Origin of the sequence: Kitasatospora sp. NPDC098663 (assembly GCF_044760075.1) — a bacterium.
Classification (GTDB): domain Bacteria; phylum Actinomycetota; class Actinomycetes; order Streptomycetales; family Streptomycetaceae; genus Kitasatospora.
In genome coordinates this window covers 1-25,671 of the sequence record NZ_JBIWAP010000039.1, presented here as the reverse complement: position 1 = coordinate 25,671, position 25,671 = coordinate 1, and the positions used below count along the sequence as shown (strand labels likewise).

23 protein-coding genes and 1 riboswitch are annotated in these 25,671 nt (G+C 71.7%); of the genes, 12 read left to right on the top strand and 11 right to left on the bottom strand.

Annotated features, from left to right (window positions below; all coding sequences use genetic code 11):
• Positions 1–124: 124 nt before the first annotated feature.
• The gene (locus tag ACIQVZ_RS32305; RefSeq protein WP_350875609.1) at positions 125–1,189 is read left to right on the top strand and encodes an aldose epimerase family protein; all 1,065 of its coding nucleotides are present in this window, start codon (positions 125–127) and stop codon (positions 1,187–1,189) included.
• Here the strand turns inward: ACIQVZ_RS32305 and ACIQVZ_RS32300 are convergent.
• Positions 1,182–1,787, bottom strand: a complete 606-nt coding sequence (locus ACIQVZ_RS32300) for a GNAT family N-acetyltransferase (protein WP_402454885.1) — start codon at positions 1,785–1,787, stop codon at positions 1,182–1,184. The genes ACIQVZ_RS32305 and ACIQVZ_RS32300 overlap by 8 nt on opposite strands.
• 309 nt (positions 1,788–2,096) lie before the next feature.
• On the opposite strand from ACIQVZ_RS32300, the gene ACIQVZ_RS32295 reads away from it, so the two are divergent.
• From ACIQVZ_RS32295 to ACIQVZ_RS32275, 5 genes are all read left to right on the top strand, one after another.
• Positions 2,097–3,374 carry an extracellular solute-binding protein gene (locus ACIQVZ_RS32295; RefSeq protein ID WP_402454883.1) on the top strand — a complete coding sequence of 426 codons (1,278 nt, stop codon included), beginning with the start codon at positions 2,097–2,099 and terminating at the stop codon, positions 3,372–3,374.
• Between the two features lie 127 nt (positions 3,375–3,501).
• Positions 3,502–4,503 (top strand): sugar ABC transporter permease, encoded by a 1,002-nt coding sequence (locus ACIQVZ_RS32290; RefSeq protein WP_350875614.1) that lies wholly within the window; start codon positions 3,502–3,504, stop codon positions 4,501–4,503.
• Positions 4,504–4,543: 40 nt separating this feature from the next.
• Positions 4,544–5,449, top strand: a complete 906-nt coding sequence (locus ACIQVZ_RS32285; RefSeq protein ID WP_402454882.1) for a sugar ABC transporter permease — start codon at positions 4,544–4,546, stop codon at positions 5,447–5,449.
• 37 nt (positions 5,450–5,486) lie between these two features.
• A complete protein-coding gene (locus ACIQVZ_RS32280; protein WP_402454880.1) occupies positions 5,487–7,205 on the top strand; it encodes a glycoside hydrolase family 13 protein in 1,719 nt (572 codons plus the stop codon).
• 25 nt (positions 7,206–7,230) lie between these two features.
• Positions 7,231–8,250: a LacI family DNA-binding transcriptional regulator gene (locus ACIQVZ_RS32275; RefSeq protein WP_350875620.1), complete on the top strand. Its 1,020-nt coding sequence runs from the start codon at positions 7,231–7,233 to the stop codon at positions 8,248–8,250.
• A gap of 118 nt (positions 8,251–8,368) precedes the next feature.
• Here ACIQVZ_RS32275 and ACIQVZ_RS32270 read toward each other — a convergent pair whose 3' ends face one another.
• Both ACIQVZ_RS32270 and ACIQVZ_RS32265 read right to left on the bottom strand, forming a co-directional pair.
• Positions 8,369–9,700: a transglycosylase family protein gene (locus tag ACIQVZ_RS32270; protein WP_402454878.1), complete on the bottom strand. Its 1,332-nt coding sequence runs from the start codon at positions 9,698–9,700 to the stop codon at positions 8,369–8,371.
• A riboswitch (cyclic di-AMP (ydaO/yuaA leader) is annotated at positions 9,687–9,847 on the bottom strand. It overlaps the preceding gene by 14 nt.
• A 431-nt stretch (positions 9,848–10,278) precedes the next feature.
• Entirely contained in the window at positions 10,279–11,268 is a 990-nt protein-coding gene (locus tag ACIQVZ_RS32265; protein ID WP_402454876.1) for a hypothetical protein, read from the bottom strand.
• A gap of 559 nt (positions 11,269–11,827) precedes the next feature.
• Between ACIQVZ_RS32265 and ACIQVZ_RS32260 the strand changes: the two genes are divergently transcribed.
• The gene (locus tag ACIQVZ_RS32260; RefSeq protein ID WP_280679710.1) at positions 11,828–12,091 is read left to right on the top strand and encodes a DUF397 domain-containing protein; all 264 of its coding nucleotides are present in this window, start codon (positions 11,828–11,830) and stop codon (positions 12,089–12,091) included.
• Between the two features lie 391 nt (positions 12,092–12,482).
• Here the strand turns inward: ACIQVZ_RS32260 and ACIQVZ_RS32255 are convergent, their stop codons facing one another.
• Entirely contained in the window at positions 12,483–13,004 is a 522-nt protein-coding gene (locus ACIQVZ_RS32255; protein WP_350875627.1) for an ATP-binding protein, read from the bottom strand.
• Between the two features lie 418 nt (positions 13,005–13,422).
• Between ACIQVZ_RS32255 and ACIQVZ_RS32250 the strand changes: the two genes are divergently transcribed.
• Positions 13,423–14,289, top strand: coding sequence for a helix-turn-helix transcriptional regulator (locus ACIQVZ_RS32250; protein ID WP_063350131.1), 867 nt, complete (start codon positions 13,423–13,425; stop codon positions 14,287–14,289).
• A gap of 77 nt (positions 14,290–14,366) precedes the next feature.
• On the opposite strand, the gene ACIQVZ_RS32245 is transcribed toward ACIQVZ_RS32250, so the two are convergent.
• Both ACIQVZ_RS32245 and ACIQVZ_RS32240 read right to left on the bottom strand, forming a co-directional pair.
• A complete protein-coding gene (locus ACIQVZ_RS32245) occupies positions 14,367–14,945 on the bottom strand; it encodes a TetR/AcrR family transcriptional regulator (protein ID WP_402454874.1) in 579 nt (192 codons plus the stop codon).
• A gap of 262 nt (positions 14,946–15,207) precedes the next feature.
• On the bottom strand, positions 15,208–16,722 hold the full coding sequence (locus ACIQVZ_RS32240) for an MFS transporter (protein WP_402454871.1): 1,515 nt from the start codon (positions 16,720–16,722) through the stop codon (positions 15,208–15,210).
• An 87-nt stretch (positions 16,723–16,809) separates the two neighbouring features.
• On the opposite strand from ACIQVZ_RS32240, the gene ACIQVZ_RS32235 reads away from it, so the two are divergent.
• Positions 16,810–17,241, top strand: a complete 432-nt coding sequence (locus ACIQVZ_RS32235; protein ID WP_350875634.1) for a MarR family transcriptional regulator — start codon at positions 16,810–16,812, stop codon at positions 17,239–17,241.
• 63 nt (positions 17,242–17,304) lie between these two features.
• Here the strand turns inward: ACIQVZ_RS32235 and ACIQVZ_RS32230 are convergent, their stop codons facing one another.
• The 5 genes from ACIQVZ_RS32230 to ACIQVZ_RS32210 form a co-directional block, all read right to left on the bottom strand.
• Positions 17,305–18,252, bottom strand: a complete 948-nt coding sequence (locus ACIQVZ_RS32230) for a M56 family metallopeptidase (protein WP_402454869.1) — start codon at positions 18,250–18,252, stop codon at positions 17,305–17,307.
• A gap of 140 nt (positions 18,253–18,392) precedes the next feature.
• Positions 18,393–18,959, bottom strand: a complete 567-nt coding sequence (locus tag ACIQVZ_RS32225) for a DUF5134 domain-containing protein (protein WP_402454867.1) — start codon at positions 18,957–18,959, stop codon at positions 18,393–18,395.
• Between the two features lie 188 nt (positions 18,960–19,147).
• Positions 19,148–19,903 carry an amino acid ABC transporter ATP-binding protein gene (locus ACIQVZ_RS32220; RefSeq protein WP_402454865.1) on the bottom strand — a complete coding sequence of 252 codons (756 nt, stop codon included), beginning with the start codon at positions 19,901–19,903 and terminating at the stop codon, positions 19,148–19,150.
• On the bottom strand, positions 19,900–20,721 hold the full coding sequence (locus ACIQVZ_RS32215) for an amino acid ABC transporter permease (RefSeq protein WP_350875703.1): 822 nt from the start codon (positions 20,719–20,721) through the stop codon (positions 19,900–19,902). Before ACIQVZ_RS32215 ends, ACIQVZ_RS32220 begins: the two co-directional genes overlap by 4 nt.
• 146 nt (positions 20,722–20,867) lie before the next feature.
• A complete protein-coding gene (locus ACIQVZ_RS32210; protein ID WP_402454863.1) occupies positions 20,868–21,761 on the bottom strand; it encodes an ABC transporter substrate-binding protein in 894 nt (297 codons plus the stop codon).
• A 570-nt stretch (positions 21,762–22,331) separates the two neighbouring features.
• Here ACIQVZ_RS32210 and ACIQVZ_RS32205 point away from each other — a divergent pair.
• Genes ACIQVZ_RS32205 through ACIQVZ_RS32195 form a run of 3 tightly spaced genes read left to right on the top strand, consistent with a single transcriptional unit; the run spans position 22,332 to position 25,560 of the window.
• Positions 22,332–23,732, top strand: coding sequence for a DUF6421 family protein (locus ACIQVZ_RS32205; RefSeq protein WP_350875644.1), 1,401 nt, complete (start codon positions 22,332–22,334; stop codon positions 23,730–23,732).
• Positions 23,729–24,487, top strand: coding sequence for an SDR family NAD(P)-dependent oxidoreductase (locus ACIQVZ_RS32200; RefSeq protein WP_350875646.1), 759 nt, complete (start codon positions 23,729–23,731; stop codon positions 24,485–24,487). Before ACIQVZ_RS32205 ends, ACIQVZ_RS32200 begins: the two co-directional genes overlap by 4 nt.
• Positions 24,484–25,560 carry a threonine aldolase family protein gene (locus tag ACIQVZ_RS32195; RefSeq protein ID WP_402454936.1) on the top strand — a complete coding sequence of 359 codons (1,077 nt, stop codon included), beginning with the start codon at positions 24,484–24,486 and terminating at the stop codon, positions 25,558–25,560. Before ACIQVZ_RS32200 ends, ACIQVZ_RS32195 begins: the two co-directional genes overlap by 4 nt.
• Positions 25,561–25,671 lie beyond the last annotated feature (111 nt).

Genomic DNA, 25,671 nt, shown 5'->3' with positions numbered 1-25,671 from the left:
AGTGCTCCCGGCGCGGTCGCCGTCGCTAGGCTGACGCAGACGTGGGGTCGCCGCGGCGACCCCCTGGACGGACCCGGAACCGGGGCGGTCACGGCACCCCGCGACCGCCAGTGAGGAGCAGGCCATGGCGAGCGAGGCCACCAGCGTGCGGCACGAACCCCTCGACCCCTCGGGCGCGGGCGCCGCGATCGAGCGCTGGACGCTCTCCGCCGGCCCGTACGAGGCGAGCGTGCTCACCCTCGGCGCCACCCTGCACACCCTCACCGGCCCGGACCGCGCCGGGCGCCCCGCCCAACTGCTGCTCTCCACCGACCAGCTGACGCAGATCCTCGGCCCGGCCCGGCACTACGGCACCGTGGTCGGCCGGTACGCCAACCGGATCGACGGCTCCAGGATCACCATCGACGGCGAGGAGCACCCGCTCGCCCCGACCGGCGGCGGCATCACCATCCACGGCGGGCCGGACGGCTTCGCGCAGCGGATCTGGGAGGCCGAGCGGATCGAGGGCGGGGTGCGGCTGCGGCTGCACAGCCCGGACGGCGACCAGGGCTTCCCCGGCGCGCTGGACGTCACCGTCTCCTACACCCTCGACCAGGCCGGCGAGCTGGTGATCGCCTACCGCGCCGTCACCGGCAAGCCGACCGTGGTCAACCTGACCAACCACGCGTACTTCAACCTTGCGGGTGAAGGGAACGGCGACGTCCTCGGCCACCTGCTCACCCTCGACGCCGACGCCTACACGCCGGCCGACGAGCGGCAGATCCCGTACGGGCGGACCGAACCGGTGGCCGGCACGCCGTTCGACTTCACGGTGGCCACGCCGATCGGCAAGTCGGTGCACGACGACCACCCGCAGCTGGCCGGGCCCGGCGGCTACGACCACAACTGGGTGCTCCGGGACCGGCCGGCCGACGGCAGCCCGGCCCGGGCGGCGCTGCTGGAGGACCCGGTCAGCGGTCGCACCCTGGAGGTGCTGACCACCGAGCCGGGCGTCCAGGTCTACACGGCCAACAAGTTCCAGGGGGCGGTCACCGGCGCGAGCGGCGTTCCGTACGGGCCGTTCGCCGGGATCGCGCTGGAGACCCAGCACTTCCCGGACTCCCCGAACCACCCGGCGTTCCCGAGCACCGTGCTGCGGCCGGGGGAGGAGTTCCGCTCGACCACCGTGCTGCGGTTGGGCGTCAGCTGAGCGCTCCGGGCGCGTCCGGGGTGAGGCCCTGCCGCAGGTCCGGAGTGAGGTCCGGTACGAGGTCCCGGCGCATGCAGAGCCGGGGCCAGCGGTCGAGACCGTGCTCGGCCTCCTTGCGGCGGATCTCCCGCAGGCCCGGGGTGAGCTCGTGGTCGGCGAGCGGGCGGAAGCCGCAGCGGGCGTAGTAGGGGGCGTTCCAGGGGACGTCGGCGAAGGTGGTGAGGGTGAGCGCGGGGGCGTCGGTGCCGGCCGCGAGGTGTTCGATCAGGGCCCGGCCGATGCCCCGGCGGGCGTGGTCGGGGTGGACCGACACCTGTTCGATGTGCAGGGCGCCGTCCACCGGCTCGGCGAGCAGGTATCCGGCGATCGGACCGGGACCGGGACCGGGACCGGGACCGGGTTGCCGGGGCAGGTCGGTCGCGTCGGGGACGGCGACCAGGGCGACGCCCGCGTCCAGGTAGTGGGCCAGCTCGTCCGGGGCCGGTGGTTCGTCGTCGGCGATCTCCGGCATGCCGATCGCGGCGAAGGGGGCCCCGGCGGCCCGCTCCAGTTCGCACAGCAGCGGCAGTTCGTCCCTCATGGCGGCTCTGATACGCATGCGTTCAGTCTGCTGCAAGCGGTTTCCGGCCAGGGATGGTGGTGCTCTCGGCCATCCGGTACCGGCCTGAAGCGGGCGAACCCGGACATTTGGTCGGACTGTCCACTACCGTGCGGCTACGTCCAGGACACGTGGGCGTAACGATCGCCGTTTCTTGCAGAAACTTGCTGCAAGGACTTTCCGTCGCTATTGCACCGCTGTTAACTTCCTTCCGAGCCCGACGGCAGCAACGGTGCAGTCGGCACGAGGCAGCCATTATGCGCCTGTCTCCGAAGATCTCGGGCACCCCCACCCTCCCAAGGAGTTCTCATGCGGCGTGGCATCGCGGCCTCTGCCCTCGTTGTGGCCCTCGCGGTCTCGATGGCTGCCTGTGGCAGCAGCGGCTCCAGCTCAAACGGCAAGGCCGACGGGCCGGTCACCCTCACCTACTGGGACACCTCGAACGCCACCAACGAGGCGCCGAGCTACCAGGAGCTGGTCAAGAAGTTCGAGGCCGCCAACCCGAACGTCAAGGTCGACTTCGTCAACGTCCCGTTCGACCAGGCGCAGAACAAGCTCCAGACCGCCATGGGGGCCAAGGGCGCTCCGGACGTGTTCCGCTCCGAGGTCGGCTGGACCGCCGCCTTCGCCAAGGCCGGCTACCTGGAGCCGCTCGACGGCACCCCGGCCGTCGCCGACACCTCCGCCTTCCAGCCCAGCCTGATCCAGCAGGCCAAGTTCGACGGCAAGCTGTACGGCGTGCCGCTGGTCACCGACACCCTGGGCCTGCTCTACAACAAGGAGCTGTTCGCCAAGGCCGGCATCACCGACGCCCCCAAGACCTGGGACGAGCTGAAGACCGACGCCGCCGCGCTCAAGGACAAGGCCGGTGTCGACGGCTTCTGGCTGAAGGCCGCGGACGGCTACTACGCGATGCCGTTCCTGTTCGGCGAGGGCACCGACACCGTCGACGCCGCCGGCAAGAAGATCACCGTCACCTCGCCGGAGGCCGTCAAGGCCATCGAGACCTACAAGACGATGTTCACCGCGCCCGGCATGGCCAAGGCCGACGTCACCACCGACGCCTACGCGCACATGATGGACGCCTTCAACAACGGCAAGGTCGCGGCCATCGTCCAGGGCCCGTGGGAGATCACCAACATCTACAAGGGCGCCGCGTTCGCCGACAAGAACAACCTCGGCATCGCGCCCGTCCCGGCGGGCTCCAGCGGCAAGTCCGGTGCGCCCACCGGCGGGCACAACATCTCCGTCTACGCCGGTGCCGACCAGGCCCACAAGGCCGCCGCCGAGAAGTTCGCCGCCTTCATGACCTCGGCGGAGAGCCAGGCCTTCATCGCGCAGAAGAACTCCACCCTGCCGACCCGCTCCGACGCCTTCACCGCCGACGTCAAGGCCGACCCCGGCATCGCCGGCTTCCAGGCCGTCCTCGGCAGCGCCAAGCCGCGCCCCGAACTGCCCGAGTACAGCTCGCTGTTCTCCTCGCTCGGCACCAACCTGGGCAAGGCCGTCCAGGGCACCGGCACCCAGGACGCGCTGAACACCGTCGCCACCGACTACGCCAAGCTGCTGCCGGGCTTCGCCAAGTAGTCGCCGTCGGCCGTCCGAGCCGCCGCCGCTCCAGGCCCTGTCCGGGACCTGGCGGCGGCGGCCACCCGGCGGGCCCGGCGGCCGGACCCGCTCTCCCCGAGACTTCCCCCCGAGAAGGTGTCAATCGATGTCAGTCGCCGTGCAGGGCGCCACCGGCAAGGGCAGCCCGGAGCGCGAGCAGCGTCCGGGCCTGCTGGAACGCGTCAAGCGCTCCTACGCCAAGCACTGGTACGCCTACGCGATGATCGCCCCCGTGGTGCTGGTCCTCGGTGCGCTGGTGCTCTACCCGCTGGTCCAGGGCCTCTGGCTCACCCTGACCGACGCCAACAGCCTCAACGTCGCCCGCAAGATCGGCGTCAACGAGATCCCGGCCAGCTACAACTTCGTCGGCTTCCACAACTACGCCGACATCCTGTGGGGCCCCGGCTCGTACGACCGCTTCTGGTCCCACTTCGTCTGGACCATCGCCTGGACGGCCATCTGCGTCTGCCTGCACTACAGCCTCGGCCTGGGCCTCGCCCTGCTGCTCAACAAGAAGCTGCGCGGCCGCGCCGCCTACCGGATGCTGCTCATCCTGCCCTGGGCCGTGCCGACCTTCGTCACCGTCTTCTCCTGGCGACTGATGCTGTCCGACGGCGGTGTCGTCAACAGCATGCTCGGCTTCCTCCACCTGCCCGAGCCCGGCTGGCTCACCGACCCGTGGGCGCAGAAGTCCGCCGCGATCCTGGTCAACACCTGGGCCGGCGTGCCGTTCATGATGATCTCGCTGCTCGGCGGCCTGCAGTCGATCCCGGCCGAGCTGTACGAGGCCGCCGAGATGGACGGCGCCACGCCGTGGCAGCGCTTCCGGTACGTCACCCTGCCCGGGCTGCGGGCCGTCTCCTCCACCGTCGTCCTGCTCGGCGTGATCTGGACGTTCAACCAGTTCAACGTCATCTTCCTGCTCTTCGGCACCGGTGCGCCCGACGCCCAGCTGCTGGTCACCTGGGCCTACCGCCTCGGCTTCGGCCAGATCCCCCGGGACTACGCGCAGTCCGCCGCCTACGGCGTGATCCTGCTGTCCATCCTGATCGTCTTCACCGCCTTCTACCGGCGCTGGCTCGCCCGCAACGAGCAGGCCAACGGCTGAGGCCCCGGACCCAGTTGACCCACGAAGGCAGGTACCCCCGATGAGCACCACCACCGAACTCCCCACCCCCGCGACGACCGTGGCCCCGGCCGCCCGGCCGGCCAAGGTCCGCCGGCGCGGTGAGAGCAGCCCGCTGGCCAGGGCGCTGTCCCACGGCACCCTGATCGTGGCCGGCCTGATCGCGCTGTTCCCGGTGGCGTGGATCCTCTTCGTCTCGCTCGGCCCGGACAAGACCGACTACCTCCACCCCGGCGCGATCCTCGACAAGCTCACGCTGTCGAACTACCACCACGTGCTGTTCGACACGGACTTCTTCACCTGGTTCGGCAACGCCCTGCTGGTCTCCGGCGTCACCACCGTGTTCGGCGTCCTGGTCGCCGCCACCACCGGCTACGCCGTCTCCCGGATGCGCTTCCCCGGCCACCGGCCGCTGATGTGGTCGCTGCTGGTCACCCAGATGTTCCCGATCGCGGTGCTGATCGTGCCGATGTACACGATGCTCTCCGACCTCGGCCTGCTGGACAGCTACCTGGGCCTGATCCTGGTCTACTCGACCACCACCGTGCCGTACTGCGCCTGGCTGCTGAAGGGCTACTTCGACACCATCCCGGTGGAGATCGACGAGGCCGGCCGGGTCGACGGGCTCAGCCCGTTCGGCACCTTCTGGCGGCTGGTGCTGCCGCTCGCCCGCCCGGGCCTGGCGGTGGCCGCCTTCTACTCCTTCCTCACGTACTGGGCCGAGGTGCCGTTCGCCTCCACCTTCATGCTCAGCTCCGACAAGTACACGCTGGCCGTGGGCCTGCAGACCTTCGTCAGCGAGCACGACGCCCAGTGGAACCTGATGGCCGCGACCGCCGTGCTGATCGCGATCCCGTCGGCAGCCTTCTTCTACCTGGTGCAGCGTCACCTGGTCACCGGTCTGACCGCCGGTGCCTCCAAGTCGTAACGCTCCTCGCTCCTCTAGTCCCCAAGGGATACCGTCCATGACCCAGAACCTGGCCGACACCTCCCGGCCTGCCGCCGACGCCGCCGCCCACGAGGCGGTCACCCCGGCTCCTGCGACTGGCGGCGCGTCCAGAGGCTGGTGGCGGGACGCGGTCATCTACCAGGTGTACCCGCGCAGCTTCGCCGACTCCAACGGCGACGGCATGGGCGACCTGCCCGGCATCCGCAGCCGCCTGCCGTACCTGCGCGACCTCGGCGTGGACGCGGTCTGGCTGTCGCCGTTCTACGCCTCGCCGCAGGCGGACGCGGGCTACGACGTCGCCGACTACCGTGCCGTGGACCCGATGTTCGGCAGCCTGCTGGACGCCGACGCGCTCATCCGGGACGCCCACCAGCTGGGGCTGCGGATCATCGTCGACCTCGTCCCCAACCACTCCTCGGACCAGCACGAGTGGTTCCAGCGCGCCCTGCGCGAGGGCCCCGAGTCCCCGCTGCGCGAGCGGTACCACTTCCGCCCCGGCAAGGGCGAGAACGGCGAACTGCCGCCCAACGACTGGGAGTCCATCTTCGGCGGCCCGGCCTGGACCCGCAGCGAGAACCCGGACGGCACCCCCGGCGACTGGTACCTGCACCTGTTCGCCCCCGAGCAGCCCGACTTCAACTGGGAGAACCAGGCCGTCGCCGACGAGTTCCGCTCGATCCTGCGGTTCTGGCTCGACATGGGCGTCGACGGCTTCCGCATCGACGTCGCCCACGGCCTGGTGAAGGCCCCCGGCCTGCCCGACCTCGGCGGCTCGGACCAGCTCAAGCTGCTCGGCAACGACGTCATGCCCTTCTTCGACCAGGACGGCGTGCACGAGATCTACCGCAGCTGGCGCAAGATCCTCGACGAGTACCCGGGCCAGCGGATCGGCGTCGCCGAGGCCTGGACCCCGACCGTCCAGCGCACCGCCAACTACGTGCGCCCCGACGAGCTGCACCAGGCCTTCAACTTCCAGTACCTGGGCACCGGTTGGGACGCCGCCGAGCTGCGCGAGGTGATCGACGTCTCGCTCGACTCGATGCGCCCGGTCGACGCCCCCACCACCTGGGTGCTGTCCAACCACGACGTCACCCGGCACGCCACCCGCTTCGCCAACCCGCCCGGCCTCGGCACCCAGATCCGCACCCCCGGCGACCGCGAGCTCGGCCTGCGCCGCGCCCGCGCCGCCACCCTGCTGATGCTCGCGCTGCCCGGCTCCGCGTACATCTACCAGGGCGAGGAGCTCGGCCTGCCGGACGTCACCGACCTGCCGGACGAGGTCCGCCAGGACCCGTCGTTCTTCCGCAAGGCCGGGCAGGACGGCTACCGCGACGGCTGCCGCGTCCCGATCCCGTGGTCCGGCACCGAGGCCCCGTACGGCTTCGGCCCGGTCGCCGGCGGGCCGTCCTGGCTGCCGCAGCCGGCCGAGTGGGCCGCGCTGAGCGTCGAGGCGCAGACCGGCGACCCGGCGTCCACCCTGGAGCTGTACCGCAGCGCGCTCGCCGTGCGCCGCTCCCAGGACGACCTCGGCGCCGGGACGGCCGTGGAGTGGCTGGACGGCCCCGAGGGGACCCTGGCGTTCCGCCGCGGCTCCTTCGTCTGCACCGTCAACACCACGGACGAGCCGGTCCGGATAGCGGCGCCCGGAAAGCTGCTGCTCTCCTCGGTGGAGCTGGTGGTCGACGGCGGCGAGACCGTGCTCGCGCCGGACAGCACCGGCTGGTGGGCGGTCTGACGTGGTTGCAATAGGCTCTGGGACCGTGACTACGGCGCGACTCTCAGACATCGCGGCGCAGGCGGGGGTCAGCGAAGCCACCGTCTCCCGCGTACTCAACGGCAAGGCGAACGTCTCCGCCGCCACCCGGCAGACCGTGCTGGCGGCGCTCGACGTGCTCGGCTACGAGCGGCCGACCCGACTGCGTCAGCGCAGCGCCGGCCTGATCGGGCTGATCACGCCGGAGCTGAGCAACCCGATCTTCCCCGCACTGGCCCAGGTGATCGAGCAGGTGCTCAGCCGGCACGGGTACACCCCGGTCCTGTGCACCCAGACGCCGGGCGGGTCCACCGAGGACGAACTGGTCGAGATGCTGGTCGACCGGGGCGTGGCGGGCATCGTCTTCGTCTCCGGGCTGCACGCCGACTCCACCGCAGACCACGACCGCTACGCCCGGCTGACCGGCCGAGGGGTGCCGTTCGTGCTGATCAACGGCTACAGCGAGCGGATCGACGCGCCGTTCATCTCGCCGGACGACCGGGCCGCGATGTGGATGGCCGTCCAGCACCTGGCCGAACTCGGGCACGAGCGGATCGGGCTGGCCGTCGGGCAGCGGCGGTACGTGCCGGTGCTGCGCAAGATCGAGGGCTTCACGGCGGCGATGCGCGAGGTGCTCGGGCGGAGCCAGGAGGAGGCCGAGGAACTCGTCCACCACACGCTGTTCAGCGTGGAGGGCGGGCACGCGGCGGCCGGCGCGCTGCTGGACAAGGGCTGCACGGCGATCGTCTGCGGCAGCGACATGATGGCGCTCGGGGCGATCCGGGCGGTGCGGCAGCGTGGGCTGTCGGTGCCGCACGACGTCTCGGTGGTCGGCTTCGACGACTCGCCGCTGATCGCCTTCACCGAGCCGCCGCTGACCACGATCCGCCAGCCGGTCGAGGCGATGGCGACCGCGGCGGTGGACGCGCTGCTGGAGGAGGTCGGCGCAAACGCGGCCCAGCGCGGGGAGTTCATGTTCCAGCCGGAGCTGGTCATGCGCGGGTCCACGGGGGCCTGCGCGCGCTGAGGACGGTCAACGGACGGGCCCCGGAGAGCAACTGCTCTCCGGGGCCCGTTGCGTGCTGTCCGGGTGCCGGGTCAGCCCTCGTGGTCCGTGGGGCGGCTCCTGCACCCGGCGGTCGTGCTCAGACCCGGCCGGCGAAGTCCGGCGCCCAGTTGGCGACGGTCTGCAGGCGCACGCCCGAGCTCGGGTTGGCGGCCTCGACGTACTGGCCGCCGCCGATGTAGATCGCGACGTGGTAGACGCCGGAGTTCTGGCCGTTGTTGGACCAGAACAGCAGGTCGCCCGCCTGGAGGCTGTCCAGCGAGACGCGGGTGCTGGCGGCGGCCTGGTCGGCGGCGACGCGCGGGACGGAGACGCCCGCGGCGCGCAGCGCGGCCTGGGTCAGGCCGGAGCAGTCCCAACCGCCGTTGCCGGTACCGCCGTAGACGTACGCCTGGCCGACCTTCGACTGGGCGAAGGAGACCGCGGCGGCCATGCTGCCGGTGGCGGCCGGGGCCGGCGCCGGGGTCTGTGCCTGGGCGGCCGGCTTGGAAGCCGGCTTGGTGGCCTGGGGCTGAGCCTGGGGCTGGGCCGCCGGCTTGGTGTTCGCGGCGCCACTGTCGGAGGTCTGGCCGGACTTCTGCGAGCGGTCGAACCAGGTGAAGTCCGAGCCGGACGTGGCCGACGAGCCGGACTGCTGGGCCTGGCCGCCGTCCTTGAACGAGAGGCGCTGACCCGGGTAGATGGAGTCCGGGCCCTCGGTCAGGGTGCCGCGGTTGAGCTCGTACAGCCGCTGCCAGCCGCCCTGGAGGTTGTGCTTGTCGGCGATCGAGGACAGCCAGTCGCCGGAGGCCACGGTGTAGTCGTCGGTCTGGGGCTGGGCGCTGTTCTGGGCCTGGTTCTGGCCCTTCTGCGCCTGGTCCTGGGCCGGTGCGGCCGGCTTGGCGGGCTTCGGGGCCGGGGCCTGGGTCTGCGCGGGCTTGGTGGCCGGGGTGGCCGGGGCGGCCGGCTTCGCGGCGGGCTTGGTGGCGGTCGAGCCGGCAGCCGAGCCGGCCGAGGTGTCGACGGCGGCAGCGGCGCCGCCCTTGGTCAGGCCGGCCTGGACCGAGCACACCGGCCAGGCGCCGGGGCCCTGCGAGGCGAGGACCTTCTCGGCGACGGCGATCTGCTGGTCCTTGGTGGCCTGGTTGGCCTGGGGGGCGTAGGCGGTGCCGCCGAAGGCGGCCCAGGTGCTGGAGGTGAACTGCAGTCCGCCGTAGAAGCCGTTGCCGGTGTTGATGCTCCAGTTGCCGGTGCTCTCGCACTGGGCGACCTTGTCCCAGGTGGCGACGGAGGCGGCGGAGGCGGTGCCGGAGGTGAGGCAGGGGATGGTGAGGCCGACGCCCGCGACGCCGATGGCGGCGATGACGCGTCGGGTACGGCTGGACAGACGGGTGCCGTTGGTGGGCAGCATGAAGACGCGGTCCTCTCCCACGCCTGCGAGGTGAGCTGTCGGATTCGGGCTGGAGTTGCCCGGCCGCGCTGTGGGCGCGGCTTCACCCCTAGCCCTGGATCGTTCCGGGGAACGGTCCGGGGCGACTTACCTGTGGGTCCCCCGCTCCTGCCGTGGTGCGTTTTCGCGCTGCCAGGACATCCGACGGCAGGACTCGGCGTCGCGGATGAACTGGGTTCGTGTGGCCACGAACGGGGAGCACGTTAAGCAGACTTAAGTTCAAACTGCAAACACCTGTGACGCGCATCACGGTTTGGTGAGAACGATCGTTCCTCTCGCTCGCCATGATCAAAAATGACCGATTTCCGGCAACCCGGCGAAGGATGCGCACAACTGTCTGCGCTTCAGGATGCGGGTGACGGAGGGTCGGACCGCCCGGGGGGCCGCCCGCCGGGAGGGTGGCGGGTCCGCACTGTGGCCCTCGGGGGGCGCGTCGAGCGATGGCGAACAAATGCGGATAGAACGGACATCGCGCTCATTCGCCCTTTAACTCCCTTACAGGACAAGCGGGAAGGGCCCGGGACGGTTGCGTCCCGGGCCCTTCGCACGTGCGGTGACCGCTACTGGCCGACCGACTCCTCGGCGGCGGCGTGAGCCGCGTGAGCGGCGTGACCGCCCCGGCCGGAGTGGTCGGCGTGGGCGCCCCCGGCGGCCTCCGCCGCCTCGGCCTCGGCCTCGGCCTCGGCCTGCGCCAGGGCCTCGGGGGAGGGTGCGGGCAGCGCGGCCAGGTAGGTGGAGGCGATCAGCTGGCCGACCGTCGGGTAGGCGCCCAGCGGCGCTGCGGACGGGCAGCCGGTCTCCTCGGCGGCCGTGGCGAGCAGTTCGGAGTCGGCCTCCGGGCCGATCACCAGCGGGGCCAGCGCCGGGCGCTGGGAGCCGGTCTCCTTGAGGTGGTTGACGGCCGCGGCGACCGAGCCCGGTACGTCGAGCGCGGCGGGTACGACCGGGACGGCCAGCCGGGCCGCCAGCAGGACACCGGTGATGCCGGCCGCGGCAGCGGCCTCCTCGCCGCCGACGGTGGTCAGCACGACGCCGTCCGCGGCGGTCGCGATGGCGAACAGCCGGGCCCGGTCGGCACGCGCCAGGCCGGCCTCGGACAGGCGCACGTGCACGGCCTCGGCGAGCAGCGGGTGCGGGCCGAGCACGTCGGTGACGGGGGCTCCGTAATCGGCGGCGAGGGCGTGAAGTTCGGTCAGGAATCCGTGCGGGCCCGGTACCAGCGGCACCAGGACCGGCGCGGGCAGGCCGGCCTCGGCGGCCATGGCCAGCAGTTCGGCGACGGTGCGGTCGTCGCTGTCGGCGCCCTGGGCGGCTTCGCCCGGGAGGTAGCCGACGGCGGTCTGGATGCCGCTCTGCTCGCTGCGGACGATCGACAGCAGCTCCTCGACGACCGAGCGGGACTCGGGCCCGGCGGTCGCGGGCACGGCGAGCACCAGGGCCGGGGATCCGGCCGGGATCTCGGGGCGCTCGGGGCGACGGTGGCGCCCCCGCGCACGGGAGCCTGGAGTGCGGACGGGCAGTGGCGCGCCCGGGATGGCTGCGGTGCTCATGCCGGAGATCGTAGGACATCGGCCCGTCAGGCCCGCATTCGGCTGCCGGTCGGGTTTCGCGTGGTCATGGCGGGTGCGCCGCGCTCCCGTCGTGACCGTCCGGGCGGTTTGCCCGCAATCCGGACATATCTCACCCAGCCCTCGAGCGATCACCGCTCGTTGCCCTGACGTGTCCGACGGGGCGTCGAGTTGCCTCTGTGGCGCGTGAGATGTCTCACAGCCAGGACATCGCCTGACGGAGGGTCACGAAGGCGCGACTCCGGGCGTCTGAAGATCAACATTCAGCGGGGGGCCGCTCACGGCCGGTTATCGAGAATCTGACGATTCACTCGGCTATGTCCGTTTACGTACCGTCAGGAGAAGGGTCCGTGAAGAGTTCGGAACTGCCGGTGAAAGGCCTCGTGCACCTGCACTGTCCCGTGCTGATGCACGTGCACAGCAGCTATCATCGCGTCAAGTGAGGCGTTGTGCCGGGCCGGTACGGGGCCGGTCCGTTCGTTCGGCGGGTGCCGGGAGCGCCGCGCTGGACGACCACTCCGGAGCTCTTCGGGAGATTTCTATGCACGACTCGCAGGACACGCACGGCTCGTACGACACCTACAACGGGATGGCGGCCGCCGACCTCAAGGGGGTTGTCTGGCAGAAGAGCCTGCACAGCAACTCCCAGGGGAACTGCGTCGAGTTCGCGGCCCTGCCGGGGGGCGATGTGGCGATGCGCAACTCGCGCTTCCCGGAAGGTCCGGCGCTCATCTACACCCGGGCCGAGATCGCCGCCCTGCTGTTGGGGGCCAAGGACGGGGAGTTCGACCACCTGGCGGTCTGACCGGCCGTCGTCCTGCCATCGGGGGGCCGTCGTGGGTGCTGACACCGCGACGGCCTTTGTCTTTTCCGGAGCCGGTCCGGGGCCGCGCGACGGGTGCTCTCGCGACGGGAGTTCTCGCGGCCGGCCGCGCGCAGGTGCGGCGGGTGGTCCCGCGCACGGCTGGGGGCCCGGACGCGGACGGGGGTCGGGCCGCCGGGGTGCCCGGCCGTCGGTTCGGCCGTCGGTCCGGTCGGCTCGTCCGGGGGGCGGGCCGGGGAATCGTCGTGGGAATCGTTCTGAGGGCCGAGCCGGGGCCCGTGGCGCACCTGCGCCAGGCCCGTCGATCCGCCCCGCGGAGCCCGGGGTGCGGTCCTCTCGGGGCCTCCCTCGGCCGGCCGCGCGCCGCCTGGCGCTAGGCCGAGCGCCGGTGCCGTCCACCGAGTTCGGAACCGGTGGCCGGCTCCGCCTCGAACAGGGCCCAGACCACCTTGCCGCTGCCCAGCGGGTGCCAACCCCAGGAGCGGCTGAAGGACTCCACCAGGTGCAGTCCGCGGCCGGACTCGGCGACGAAGTCCGCCTCCCGGGCGACCGGGCCGATGCAACTCGGGTCGCTCACCGCGCAGACCACCTGGGGAGAGCGGTGCACGAGGCTTATTCGGATCGGCAGCCGGCCTTCGGGGGTCGGCTGTATGGGAAAGTCGTACTCGCCCTGGGCGCCACCCGCAGGGTCGGGCCGTGCGCCGACCGCATGCCGCAGTGCGTTGGTCACCAGCTCCGAGGCCACCAGCGCGACGTCGTCGAACAGCTCCATCAGGCCCCAGCGCTGAAGAGAGGTTCTGGCGAAGTCGCGCGCGGTTCTGACGGCTTCGAAGCGAGGAGCGAGCGTACAGGTGACCACATGGGGGTCAACCGCCAAAGCCGTACCGGTGCTCATGAAGAGCTCCTCCCATAAGGGGGCGGACACGGCTGGACCCGCCGGGGTCATGCCGGTCACCTCCGACTCGCTCGGCCGCTCGGCCGCCCCCTCGACCAGCGCGCGCGCACACGTTCCCCCGGTGGCGCGGGGGAACGCTGCCGGGTCGGTGCACGGAGTCGCGCGTGGGGTCGACGCGGAGCCCGCGGGAATGCCAGGGATGTGCAGGTGCACGTGCACCATGGTGGTGTGCGCTCACTGCAGATGCAAGAGTCGATTCACGTGCAGTCGCACTATTGGCATATGCAAGCGCCGGATGCACGTGCATCCTGGTGTGTGGAGTGTGGAACTGATAGGAACATCCGTCAGTATCGGCACCGTGAGCGCTCAACTGATGGCAGACTGTGCGCTGTTTGCCCAAGGTGGAGGTTTCGACCGCATGACCACAGTTCAGCCGGGCGGCGGCTCGATGGTCCGCCGGATCCTCCTCGGTTCTCAGCTGCGTCGCCTGCGTGAGACGCGTGGCATCACGCGCGAGGACGCCGGCTACGCGATCAGGGCCTCGGAGTCCAAGATCAGCCGCATGGAACTCGGCCGCGTCAGCTTCAAGGAGCGCGATGTCGCCGACCTGCTCAGCCTCTACGGCGTGGACGACGGCCTGGAGCGGGAGGCACTGCTCGGGCTGGTCCGCGAGGCCAACAAGTCCGGCTGGTGGCACAGCTTCAACGACGTGCTGCCGGGCTGGTTCCAGACCTACGTCGGCCTGGAGGAGGCCGCCCAGCTGATCCGCACCTACGAGGTGCAGTTCATCCCCGGACTGCTGCAGTCCGAGGAGTACGCACGGGCGGTTTTCGGACAGAGTCGGCCGGTCGTCAGCGAGGAGGAGATCGAGCGGCGGGTCAGCCTCCGCCTGCGTCGCCAGAAGCTGCTGACCGAGGGCGCCAGCCCGCGGCTGTGGGCCGTGATCGACGAGGCCGCTCTGCGCCGCCCCGTCGGCGGGCCCAAGGTGATGCGCGGCCAGGTGCAGTACCTGATCGACGTCGCCGAGCAGGCCAACGTCGTGATCCAGGTGATGCCGTTCCGATTCGGCGCGCACGCGGGGGAGTCCGGGGCGTTCACGATCCTGCGCTTCCCCGAACAGGACCTCGCGGACGTCGTCTACCTGGAGCAGCTCACCAGCGCGCTGTACCTCGACAAGCGGGACGACGTCGACGCGTACATCCAGGTCATGGAGCGGCTCTGCGTGGACAGCCTCACGCCCGAGCGGACCGTGGACCTGCTGGCCTCGATCCTCAAGGAGCGCTGAGGGGAACTCCCAGCGGAGCGTACGGGTCCGGCGCCCGCGATCGGTCGCCCGGACACCGAGCCGCCGTCCACCCGCCGTCAGCCGCGGGCCGGCGGCCGTTCGCGTTCCGGCGGCAGTGCCTGCGGCGGGGTGCCCAGCTCCCAGGGCAGGTCGTAGCGGCGGAACAGGTCGGCCCGGATGGGTGCCAGCGGGAGTTCGGCGCCCGGCAGCAGCACCCCGATGCAGCCGCCCATCAGCGCGCTGCGCAGCACCGCGTGCTCGGCGGCCGGGTCCGGCGCGCCCCAGTCGAGCAGCAGGCCCTGGAGGATCGCGCCGAGCTGCTGCTGCTCCGGGTCCTGGACGAAGGCGCCGGAGTCCGGGTCCAGGATCAGCGCGAGGTGTGAGCGCATCACCCGTGGATGCTCCAGGGCGAGGGTGAGGACCGCGTCGATCGCGTGGGCCAGCCGGGCCGCCGGCGTGGCGTCCGGGGTCAGTTCGGCGAGCGCGCCGGAGAGCGACTGGTGCATCATCCGGTGCGTCGCCGACTGCATCAGCAGCCGTTTCCCGTCGAAGTAGTAGGAGAGCAGCCCGCGGGCGAGCCCGGCCCGCTCGGCGATGTCGGTCAGCGTGGTGCCCGCGTATCCGTGCCGGTCGACCAGTTCGACGGTGGCTCGCATGATGCGCCGACGGGAGCGTTGCCGCATCTCCTCATTGACCGAATCCCCGCGAGGTGCCATCGTGTCTGCTCCGAACGTTCGTTGGCTCCGGGCCAATATACTGGCGGAGCCGGTAGTCGCACCGTGAAACCGCGCGCCGGTGGGCGCCGCTCGGGCGCCCGGTACGAAGACGGCCGGCTCCACCAAAACGGGGGTTTGGTGGAGCCGGCGCCATTGTCCGACGGCGGGGGGCCGGGGGCCGGCCCCGGGCGGCGGTCTACGGTCAGCGGTTGGTCAGGACTTCGGTCCGCGCCGGGCTCGACCCGACCGGGGGGTAATCGTAGTCCGGCACCGGCACGGGAGCCGACTTCCGCCGCCGGTCGACCAGGGCACCCACCGCGGCGATCAGCAGGCCGAGCAGCGCGACCGCCGTGACGAACACCAGGGCCGGCCGGTAGCCGTCCAGCTGTGCCTGCGGGCTGTCACCGCCGGCACTGCCGGCGGTGATCATCGCGGTCGCGCCGGCCAGGACCACCGCGGTGCCGACCTGGATCGCGGTGTTGACCAGGCCGGAGGCCAGTCCCTGCTCCTCGTCGCCCACGCCGTCGGTGGCGGCGATGTTCACCGAGGGGAAGGCCAGCGCGAAGCCCAGGCCGAGCAGCAGCATCGAGGGCAGGACCAGACCCAGGTACGAGCTGTGCTCGTCCAGCCGCAGGAACAGCGCGAACGCGCCGACCAGGGCCAGCAGGCCGATCGGCAGCAGCCGACCGGTGCCGAAGCGGTCCACGATCGGGCCCATGAACGGTGCCGAGAGCGCGATGAACGCGCCGGCCGGCAGCAGCCCGAGGGCCATCTGCAGCGCCGACCAGCCCAGCAGGTGCTGCAGGTAGAGGGTGACGACGAACTGGAACCCGCCGTACGCGCCGGCCATGGCGAAGGCGATCACGTTGGCCCGGGCGACCGAGCCGTTGCGGAAGATGCCGAGCCGGACCAGCGGGTGGGCGGTGCGGCTCTCCACCAGCAGGAAGGCGGCGGCCAGTGCGGCGACCACGACCAGCGAGCCGACGGTGCGAAGGCTCAGCCAGCCGGCGCCCTGCGCCTCGGTGGCGGTGAACACCAGCAGCAGCACGGTCGCGGTGCCGGTGATCGCGCCCAGCACGTCGTAGCCGCCCTTGGCACGCTCCTCGGCGGGGCGGGGGAGCAGCCGGACCGCGAAGAGCAGGGCGAGCAGCGCGACCGGAACGGGCATCAGGAACGTCCAGCGCCAGCCGACCGAGGTGAGCAGCCCGCTGAGCACCAGGCCGAGCGAGAAGCCGCTGGCGCCGCAGGTGGTGTAGATCGACAGCGCTCGGTTGCGGGCGGGGCCCTCGGCGAAGGTCGTGGTGATGATCGACAGGCCGGCGGGGGCGGTGAAGGCGGCGCTGACGCCCTTGAGGAAGCGGGCGGCGATCAGCAGCCCGCCGTCGTCGACCAGGCCGCCGAGCAGCGAGGCGGCGGCGAAGACGCCCAGGGCGACCAGGAAGACCCGGCGGCGGCCGAGCAGGTCGGCGGCACGGCCGCCGAGCAGCAGCAGGCCGCCGTAGCCGAGCACGTAGCCGGAGACCACCCATTGCAGGGCGGAGGTGGAGAGGTGCAGCTCGGAGCCGATGGACGGAAGGGCGACGCCGACCATGGAGACGTCCAGGGCGTCCAGGAACATGGCGGCGCAGAGCACGATCAGGGTGCCCCAGAGGCGGGGTGTCCAGCTCAGCCCGCTGGTTGACGGGGCGTCGGGTGACGTGGCGGTCGCGGTGGTCATGGGGAGGACAGTACATGCGCGTGCATTCAATGCAAATGAATAAGATGTGAACACATAATTTTACGGCGCACATGCTAGGGTGGCACCGTGGCTGATCTCGACTCCCCGGCGGAGGCCGGTCTCGTCGCGCAATGGCGCGACCTGCTGGCCCGGCATGCCGCCACGGCCTGCATGCTCGATCGCGAGCTGGGTGACAAGTGCGGGCTGGGCGTGAGCGAGTTCGAGGTGCTGGAGCGCCTGGTGGAGGGGTGTCAGGGCGGCGGTCATGCGCTGCGGGCGCAGGAACTGGCCCACACCGTCCACCTCAGCCAGAGCGCGCTGTCCCGGGTGATCGCCCGTCTGGAGAAGGGGGGACTGGTCACCCGGGCCATGTGTGAGAGCGACCGGCGGGCCATCGTGATCACCCTGACCGGGGCCGGTCGGGAGCGGTACGAGCAGGCCAGGCCGCTCCATCGCGAGGTGCTCGAACTGACCCTCGGCACCCCGCTCGGGCCGCTGGGCGAGCCGCCGACAGGCTGACCTGTTGTCAACTCGGGGGGTCGGCAGCCGGGTTGGACTTTTCGGGCGGGGGCGAGGGCCTTCTCAGAGGAGCGAGGTCAGCCCCGGGGCGACGGCCAGCAGGACGGCCGCGGCAGGTGCGGCGAGGGCGACGGCGGTGAGGCGCAGCCGGTGCGGCACGGACAGTCGCGGACGGCCCGCGAGCAGCCGGTCCACCCGCCGCGGGGACTGCGCCAGACCGGGCGGGCAGGAGCCGAACACCCCGCGGTCCAGATTGAGTTCGGCCAGCGCGAGGGCGGTGGTGTGCCGGCCGTGCCGGCGCGCCGCCCGGTCGTCGGCCGCCAGCTCCACCAACTCCTCCACCTGGGCCCGGAAGGCGCTGAACACGCCGACCCCGGGGAAGCCGGAGGCGAGCGCCTGTGCGCACTGCTGGAGCCAGTGGTGCCGGGCCCGGACGTGCCCGCGCTCGTGGCTCAGGACGGCGGCCAGCTCCCGGTCGGTCAGCTGCTGGAGGGCGCCGGTGGTGACCACCAGGCGGGAGTCCGGGCCGGGCAGCGACCATGCCTGCGGGCGGACGTTCTCCAGCACCACCAGCCGCTCCCGGCGACTGCGGGCGGCCGCGATGGCCTCGGGCAACTCCGGAGCGCGGACAGTCAGTTGAGCATGCCGGTGGTCGCGGATCGCCTTCGCGGAACGGACTTCGCGGGTGAGCGCCAGCACCGTCTGCAGGCCGCCCGCCGCCAGCACCGCGGCGCACAGCCGGCCCCAGCCCTCGGCGTCCTGGAGGCCGTACGCGGCCTCGACGCCGTGCGGGGCGCCCGAGAACACCAGGGCGCGCAGTTCGGGCAGCGCGGCGGAGGCGGCCAGCAGCAGGCCCAGGACGCAGCACAGCAGCACGGCCACCACCAGGCACTGCCATGCCAGCAGTGCCAGCACCGGTTCGCGCTCCGCCCAGCGGGCCCGGGCCAGCAGCCGGGGCGCGACGGTCGAGAGCAGCAGTCCGAGCAGCAGCAGGCCGATCAGGGCAGTCATCGTATGGGCTCCCCGAGTACGCACGGAACGCGACAACGCGCTCCCTGCCAACCTATGCGCTGATGACGTCCGGAGGAACGGCTTTCGACCGGCCAGTGACCAACGCCACGTCAGGGATGGGGTCTTGGATCGATCCGGGCTCACATGGTCAGGAGCATGGCGAACATGCCGATGCCCATGGTGAGCCGGCAGGCCCGGGGCAGCCCGGAGGTGCCGAGTGCCATGGTGCCGGAGGGGGTGTGCAGGAGCCGGGTGCCGACCCACAGGGAGTAGGCGCCGAAGTAGAGCAGGAGGGAGCCGGTCAGCAGTGGCGTGCCCGCGTCGGCGGCGTGGTGGTGATGGCCGGGGGTGGCGGTCATCGCGAGCGCCATGTACGTCATGGCGAGCGCGCCGATCGCGTGGTGCAGCCGGTGTGCCCGGCGGGCCGGGGCGCGTACGGCGGCGAGCAGGAAGGCGGCGGCGGGGAGGCCGAACACCCAGGCCCAGACGGTGGCCGGGACGGCGCCGCCGGTCACGGCCATGGCGGCCATGCCGAGCCCCATCAGGGCCTCGGCGGCATCGGACTCCCGGGCGAGCAGGCGGCGGGCGCCGAAGTGGTGAGTGGGGTCGGTGGCGCAGGGGGAGTGGCGTAGCCGGGTGAGGCAGTAGGCCCCGGCGGTGGCGGTGAGGAGCGCGAGCAGCCAGCTGATCAGCGAGGGTCCGTGCAACGGCGGCCTCCCGGGGCGGCGGGGGCGGGCGGCCGGCGGCGGCGTGGCCCGCCGACCGCGGTCTGGACGGTCGTCCCGTCCACGATCACCGCTGTGGCCGGGGCGCGGGCAGGGCGCGTACCGGGGCGCACAGTGGTGCCCCCCGGTGTGCGGCCACCGGGCACACGCTCCGCCGCCCCGGCCGGGGCTCAGCCCGCGAGCCGCCCCGAGGCGACGACCCGGCTGAGGAACCGTCGCGTCCGCTCCTCCCGCGGATCGCCGAACACCTGCTCCGGCGGCCCCTGTTCGAGCACCACCCCGTCGTCCAGGAAGCAGACCTGGTCGGCCACCTCGCGCGCGAACCCCATCTCGTGGGTGGACAGGACCATCGTCATGCCCTGCTCCTTGAGGTCGCGCACCACCGAGAGCACCTCCCCGACCAGGACCGGGTCGAGCGCCGCGGTGATCTCGTCGAGCAGCAGCAGCCGGGGCCCGGTGGCCAGCGCCCGCACGATGGCGACGCGCTGCTGCTGCCCTCCGGAGAGCCGGTCCGGGTACTCCTTCGCCTTGGCCGCCAGCCCGAGCCGGTCGAGCAGCCCCAGCGCCTCCGCCTCCGCCTCGGCCCGCCCCCGTCCGTGCACCCGGCGCGGGGCGAGCGTGATGTTCTCCAGCACGGTCAGGTGCGGGAACAGGTTGTAGGACTGGAACACCACGCCGATCCGGCGGCGGACGGCGTCCTGGTCCGTGCGCGGGTCGGTGATCTCCTCCCCGTCCAGGAAGACGGCCCCGTCGTCGATCCCCTCCAGCAGGTTGACGCACCGCATCAGCGTGGACTTGCCGGAGCCGGACGCCCCGATCAGTGCCGTCACCGAGTGTTCGGGCACGGCGAACCCCACGTCGCGCAGCACCACCTGGCCGCCGAAGGTCTTGCGCACGGACTCCAGCCGGAGCACGTCCCCGCTCACACCGCACCTCCCTGGAACTGCCGACGGTTCGTCCGCGCGGTCAGCCAGTCGGCGAACCGCGTCAGCGGAATGGTCAGCACGATGAACACCAGCCCCGCCACCAGGTACGGCGTGAAGTTGAACGACCGGGCCGCGATGATCTTGGCCGCGTACACCGCGTCGATCGCCCCGCCGATCGAGACCAGCCCGGTGTCCTTCTGCAGGCTGACCAGGTTGTTCAGCAGTGGCGGCACCACCCGCCGCACGGCCTGCGGGAGCACCACGTACCGCATCGCCTGCGCGTTGGTGAGCCCGAGCGACCGGGCCGCGGCCCGCTGGCTGGGATGCACCGACTCGATGCCGGAGCGGAACACCTCCGACACGTACGCGGAGTACGTCAGCACCAGCGCCGCCCCGCCGAGCACCAGCGGATCGGTGGTCACCCCGCCGAGCCGCAGCGCCGGCACCCCGGTGATCATCACCAGCAGGCAGATGATCATCGGCAGCCCGAGGAAGAAGTCCACGTACGCGGTGGCCAGCAGCCGCACCGGCAGGAACACCGGCCCGCGCAGCGTCCGCAGCACCGCGAGCAACAGGCCGAACACCAGGATCAGCGCGCCGCAACCGAGCATCAGCTCCAGGTTGAGCCGCAGCCCCTTCAGCACCTCGGGCAGCGCCTGGCGGGCGTAGTCGGCGTTGAAGAAGGTTTTCCGAGTCACCTCCCAGCCGGGGGAGTTGACGACCAGCAGGTAGAGCGCCACCGCCGTGGCCAGGGTCGACCCGGCGGCCATCAGCGCCGACCGGCGGGCCCGGCCGCGCCGGTACGCCTCGTGCGCCAGCCGCCGTTCGGACGGGCGGTAGCCGTCGTCGTCCCCCTTGCCCTCGCCGCCGTCGAGGCCCTTCTCGTCGCGCCCCTCCCCGTCTCGGCTCTCCCCGTCTCGGCCCTTGGCGACCGACGCCGGATCGGCCGCCACCGCGTCGCCGCTCACTTGAGCACCGGTGCCGAGACGGCGTCGGAGAGCCACTGCTTCTCCAGCTTCGCGAGCGTGCCGTCGGAGCGCAGCGCGTCCACCGCCCGCGACACGCAGCCGGTCAGCTTCGAGCCCTTGTCCAGCACCAGACCGAACTGCTCGCTCTTCGACGCCCCCTCGAACTGGCCGACCACCTGCGCCTGCGGCACCTCGGCGCCGGTGATGTAGAAGGCCGTCGGGAGGTCCACCACGAGCGCCTCGATCTGCCCGTTCTTCAGCGCGGCCTTCGCGAGGTCGTTGGAGTCGAACACGGCCGGCTGGACACTCGGCTTGATCGTGTTGGTGATGGTGTCGAGGCTGGTGGTGCCGACCTGCGCGCCCAGCTTGGCGCCCTTCAGGTCCGCGATGCTCTTCGCGCCCGCCGCCTTGGAGTTCTTCAGCGCGATGACGGCCTGGCGCACGTCGTAGTAGCCGGAGGAGAAGTCGACGGCCTGCTTGCGCTCGTCACTGACGGACACCTGGTTGACGTCGAAGTCGAAGTCCTTGGCCCCGGGCGAGGTGGCCTTGCCGAACGGCGCGACCACCCAGCTGACCTTCTCCCTGGGGTAGCCCAGCTTCTCCGCCACCGCGAAGGCCACGGCGGACTCGAACCCCTTGCCGTTCTCCGGCTTGTCCTCCGTGAACCACGGGTCGTACGCGGGTTTGTCGGTGCCGACGGTCAGCGTCCCCGCCGTCCGGGTCGCCAGCGCTCCCGGCGCGCAGCCCGCGGCGGTACCGGCCGCACCCGAGGAGCCCGAGGAGGAGGCCCCGTCGGACTTGGCGTCCTGCGGCGCGCACGCGGTCAGCGCGGCGGCCGCGGCGAGCAGCGCGGCGAGGGGCAGAGCGGCGGACGGCTTGCGGATGGTCATGGCAGGGCTCCAGTGAGGAAGGGCCGGGCGGGGCAGGAGATGCGAAGGGCCGGGCGGGGCAGGAGATGCGAAGGGCTGGGCGGGGCAGGGGAACGGAAGGCGACGGGCGGGGCAGGGGAAGGCGACGGAGCGGGCCGGGGCCGGCCGCGGGCCCGGCGGGTCACTTCCCCCCGGTGGCGGCGCCGGAACACACACGGCATGGTCGGCGTACGGGCCCGCGTCCGCGGCGCCCTCCGAGCCGAATCAGCGACAGCGGCGGCAGAGGCCGCGCACGCGACAGCAGGCGTGACAACAAGAGGGCGCCCGGAACAGGCCGATGTGGCACTCGGTCACCGTGATCACCGCCGGGAGCATGGCGGGAGGTTCGCATTCCGACGGCGCGTCTGTCCAGAGCATCCAGATCCCTGTCCACATGGCGGACGCCCGGTCGGCGGGCCCGCGCCGCAGGGCCCCGCGAGGGCCTCGGCGGAGCCACGCCGGAGCTTTGTCGGTTGCGACCCCCTTGAACAGGAGAACCTTTCGTACTTATGGTGTCTCCGTTGAAATAACTCCTGTCGAAGTGAGTCCCCGATGCAGAATCTTTCGCCAAGGCTCGCTGCGGCGGCCGACGCCCCGGTCTCGAACCTCGCCGGCCACCCGGCCTGGCTGCGCCTGAAGGAGGCCGTCGAGACGCTGCGCCCGCTGCAGTCCAAGGACGGCTCGATCGACCTGTCCGCCGTCCAGCGGCACACCGTCGATCCGCTGGTGGCCACCGTCCGCGCCGCCGTCGAGGAGCTCGCCCCGCTGTTCCCGCACGACGCCGCCTACCTGGCCGCCGTCGACGCGGACCTGGCCAAGTGGGCCGACACCGGCTTCCGGGAGCCCGACTTCCTGGACTCGCTGCTCGCCTTCCACCCCGCCGACCAGCGCGAGGACGGCCTGGAGCACCTCGTCGTCTTCCCGATGTACACGCAGAACGGCAACCCGAACCGCAACCTGGAAGCCGTCCTGCTGAGCGTCGTGTGGCCCGACTGGCTGGCCGAGCTGGAGCGGACCCGCTTCGACAACCCGATGTTCGTGCCGATCACCTTCACCGACTTCACGGCCGGCTACGACACCAACTCCGCCGTCCTCTTCCCCGAGACGGTCGCCGTGCGCAAAGCGCCGGAACGTTTCACCTGGGGCGGTATCTTCTGCGACCGCGAGGCCGCCCGCTTCCGCGCCGTCACCACCAGCGCCGTCCAGCAGCTCGGCCTGGAGATCCCGGCCGACGCCGAGGGCCTGCTCAAGGACCAGGACCGCGCGCAGGAGACCTTCGTCCTGTGGGACCTCGTCCACGACCGCACCCACAGCCACGGCGACCTGCCGTTCGACCCCTTCATGATCAAGCAGCGCAGCCCGTTCTGGATGTACGGCCTGGAGGAGCTCCGCTGCGACCTCACCACCTTCAAGGAGGCGGTGAAGCTGGAGGCCGAAGGCAACGCGCACGCCCGCGACGTCCAGTACGCGGTCCTCTTCGACCGCCTGTTCCGCTTCCCGGTCAGCGGCGACCGCGTCCGCAACTACGACGGCATGGGCGGCCAGCTGCTCTTCGCCTACCTGCACAAGCACGACGCGCTGCGCTGGCGCGACAACCGCCTCAGCATCGACTGGGACCGGGCCCCGCAGGTCACCAACGAGCTCTGCGCCGAGATCGAGACCCTCTACCGCGACGGCATCGACCGGCCCAAGCCGGCCCACTGGATCGCCGCCTACCAGCTGGTCTCCCGCTACCTCACCCCGCACCCCGCCTCCACCTGGGCGAAGGGCCCCGAGGCGCTGCCGCTCGACATCACCGACGGCAAGGCCCTCAACAAGGCGCTGTGCGACGCGGTGCTCCCGGACGAGTTCCCGCTGAGCATGTTCTACGAGGCCTTGTCCAAGAAGCTCGGCGGCGTCATCGCCGCCACCGCCGGCATCACCGGCACCGGTATCCAGGGAGCCGCCGCGTGACCACGACCACCAAGTCCCCGCTGACCGGCAAGGTCATCGCCGTCGCCGGAGCCAGCGGCCCGGCCGGCCAGGCGGTGCTGCGCCGCCTCACCGCCGACGGCGCCACCGTGATCGGTGCCGACATCGACGCCCAGCGCCTCGAGTCCGCGCTGGACGCCACCCGCATCGCCGTGCGCGGGGCCAAGGTCAGCGGACAGGTGATCGACCTGCTCGACCCGCAGGAGGTCCACGACTGGGCCGACCACCTGGAGGCCGAGCACGGCCACGTCGACGGTCTGTTCCACCTGGTCGGCGGCTGGCGCGGCAGCAAGACCTTCTTCGACACCCGCCTGGACGACTGGGACTTCCTGCACGACACCGTCGTGCGCACCCTCCAGCACACCTCGCTGGCCTTCCAGCCCGCCCTGGTCCGCAGCTCCGCCGGCCGCTACGCGATGATCTCCGCCGCCGCGGCCCACAAGCCCACTGCCGGCGGCGCCGCCTACGCGGCCGCCAAGGCCGCCACCGAGGCCTGGACCCTCGCCATGGCGGACTCCTTCAAGAAGGAGACCACCGCCCCCGACGGCGAGCCCACCGCGGCGGCTGCGATCCTGGTCATCAAGGCGCTGGTCAGTCCCGAAATGCGGGCCGAGAAGCCGGAGGCGAAGTTCGCCGGCTTCACCGACACCGCCGACCTCGCCGGACACCTGGCGGGCCTCTGGGACCGCCCCGCAGCAGAACTGAACGGACAGCACCTGTGGCTGACAGCCCGATGACCGACCTCACCCGTACGGACGCGGTACGGCGGCACGACCCCGCCGTCCGCGGCTTCGCCAGCGACAACTACGCCGGCGTGCACCCGGAGATCCTCGCCGCGATAGCCCTCGCCAACGGCGGCCACCAGATCGCCTACGGCGAGGACGACTACACGGCCCACCTCCAGGACGTCTTCCGCGGCCACTTCGGCGACAAGGCCGAGGCCTACCCCGTCTTCAACGGCACCGGCGCCAACGTGGTCGCCCTCCAGGCGCTGCTCCCGCGCTGGGGCGCCGTGGTCGCCGCCGAATCCGCCCACATCAACGTGGACGAGGGCGGCGCCCCGGAGAAGATGGGCGGTATCAAGCTGCTCACCGTCCCCACCCCGGACGGCAAGCTCACCCCCGAGCTGCTCGACCAGCAGGCCTGGGGCTTCGGCGACGAGCACCGCGCACAGCCGCTCGCGGTCTCCATCACCCAGAGCACCGAGCTCGGCACCCTCTACACCGCCGACGAGATCCGCGCGATCACCGAGCACGCCCACCAGCTCGGCATGCTCGTCCACGTCGACGGCTCCCGCCTGGCCAACGCCGCCGCGGCGCTCGGCCTGCCGCTGCGCGCCTTCACCACGGACGTGGGCGTCGACGTGCTGTCCTTCGGCGGTACGAAGAACGGCCTGCTGTTCGGCGAGGTCGTGGTGGTGCTCAACCCCGAGCGGGTGCGGAACATCAAGTTCCTGCGCAAGACCTCGATGCAGCTCGCGTCGAAGATGCGCTTCCTCTCCGTCCAGTTCGAGGCGCTGCTCTCCGGCGACCTCTATCTGCGCAATGCCGGGCACGCCAACGCGATGGCGAGCCGGCTGGAGGCGGCCGTCCGCGGGATCGACGGTGTCGAGATCGTGCGCCCGGTCCAGGCGAACGCGGTGTTCGCGATCCTCCCGCGTGAGGTGAGTGAGCGGCTGCAGAAGCACTACCGCTTCTACTTCTGGAACGAGCACACCGGCGAGGTGCGCTGGATGTGCTCGTACGACACCACGGAGGCCGACATCGACGGCTTCGTGGCGGCCATCGCCGAGGAGATGGGCCGCGTCTGACGACGCCTGAACAGCGGATCGCCCCTGCCCGGGACCCTGGGCAGGGGCGATTTGCATGTGGCGGTCCTGTCCCCGTACAGTTCCGGAGTCGCCGCGAGAGAGCGGGGGCAA

Bases quoted from the DNA above. Each gene is read 5' to 3' on its own strand.
- ACIQVZ_RS32305 (WP_350875609.1), top strand. From the start codon at position 125: ATGGCGAGCGAGGCCACCAGCGTGCGGCACGAACCCCTCGACCCCTCG.
- ACIQVZ_RS32300 (WP_402454885.1), bottom strand. From the start codon at position 1,787: ATGCGTATCAGAGCCGCCATGAGGGACGAACTGCCGCTGCTGTGCGAA.
- ACIQVZ_RS32295 (WP_402454883.1), top strand. From the start codon at position 2,097: ATGCGGCGTGGCATCGCGGCCTCTGCCCTCGTTGTGGCCCTCGCGGTC.
- ACIQVZ_RS32290 (WP_350875614.1), top strand. From the start codon at position 3,502: ATGTCAGTCGCCGTGCAGGGCGCCACCGGCAAGGGCAGCCCGGAGCGC.
- ACIQVZ_RS32285 (WP_402454882.1), top strand. From the start codon at position 4,544: ATGAGCACCACCACCGAACTCCCCACCCCCGCGACGACCGTGGCCCCG.
- ACIQVZ_RS32280 (WP_402454880.1), top strand. From the start codon at position 5,487: ATGACCCAGAACCTGGCCGACACCTCCCGGCCTGCCGCCGACGCCGCC.
- ACIQVZ_RS32265 (WP_402454876.1), bottom strand. From the start codon at position 11,268: ATGAGCACCGCAGCCATCCCGGGCGCGCCACTGCCCGTCCGCACTCCA.
- ACIQVZ_RS32260 (WP_280679710.1), top strand. From the start codon at position 11,828: ATGCACGACTCGCAGGACACGCACGGCTCGTACGACACCTACAACGGG.
- ACIQVZ_RS32255 (WP_350875627.1), bottom strand. From the start codon at position 13,004: ATGAGCACCGGTACGGCTTTGGCGGTTGACCCCCATGTGGTCACCTGT.
- ACIQVZ_RS32250 (WP_063350131.1), top strand. From the start codon at position 13,423: ATGACCACAGTTCAGCCGGGCGGCGGCTCGATGGTCCGCCGGATCCTC.
- ACIQVZ_RS32245 (WP_402454874.1), bottom strand. From the start codon at position 14,945: ATGCGAGCCACCGTCGAACTGGTCGACCGGCACGGATACGCGGGCACC.
- ACIQVZ_RS32240 (WP_402454871.1), bottom strand. From the start codon at position 16,722: ATGACCACCGCGACCGCCACGTCACCCGACGCCCCGTCAACCAGCGGG.
- ACIQVZ_RS32230 (WP_402454869.1), bottom strand. From the start codon at position 18,252: ATGACTGCCCTGATCGGCCTGCTGCTGCTCGGACTGCTGCTCTCGACC.
- ACIQVZ_RS32210 (WP_402454863.1), bottom strand. From the start codon at position 21,761: ATGACCATCCGCAAGCCGTCCGCCGCTCTGCCCCTCGCCGCGCTGCTC.
- ACIQVZ_RS32205 (WP_350875644.1), top strand. From the start codon at position 22,332: ATGCAGAATCTTTCGCCAAGGCTCGCTGCGGCGGCCGACGCCCCGGTC.
- ACIQVZ_RS32195 (WP_402454936.1), top strand. From the start codon at position 24,484: ATGACCGACCTCACCCGTACGGACGCGGTACGGCGGCACGACCCCGCC.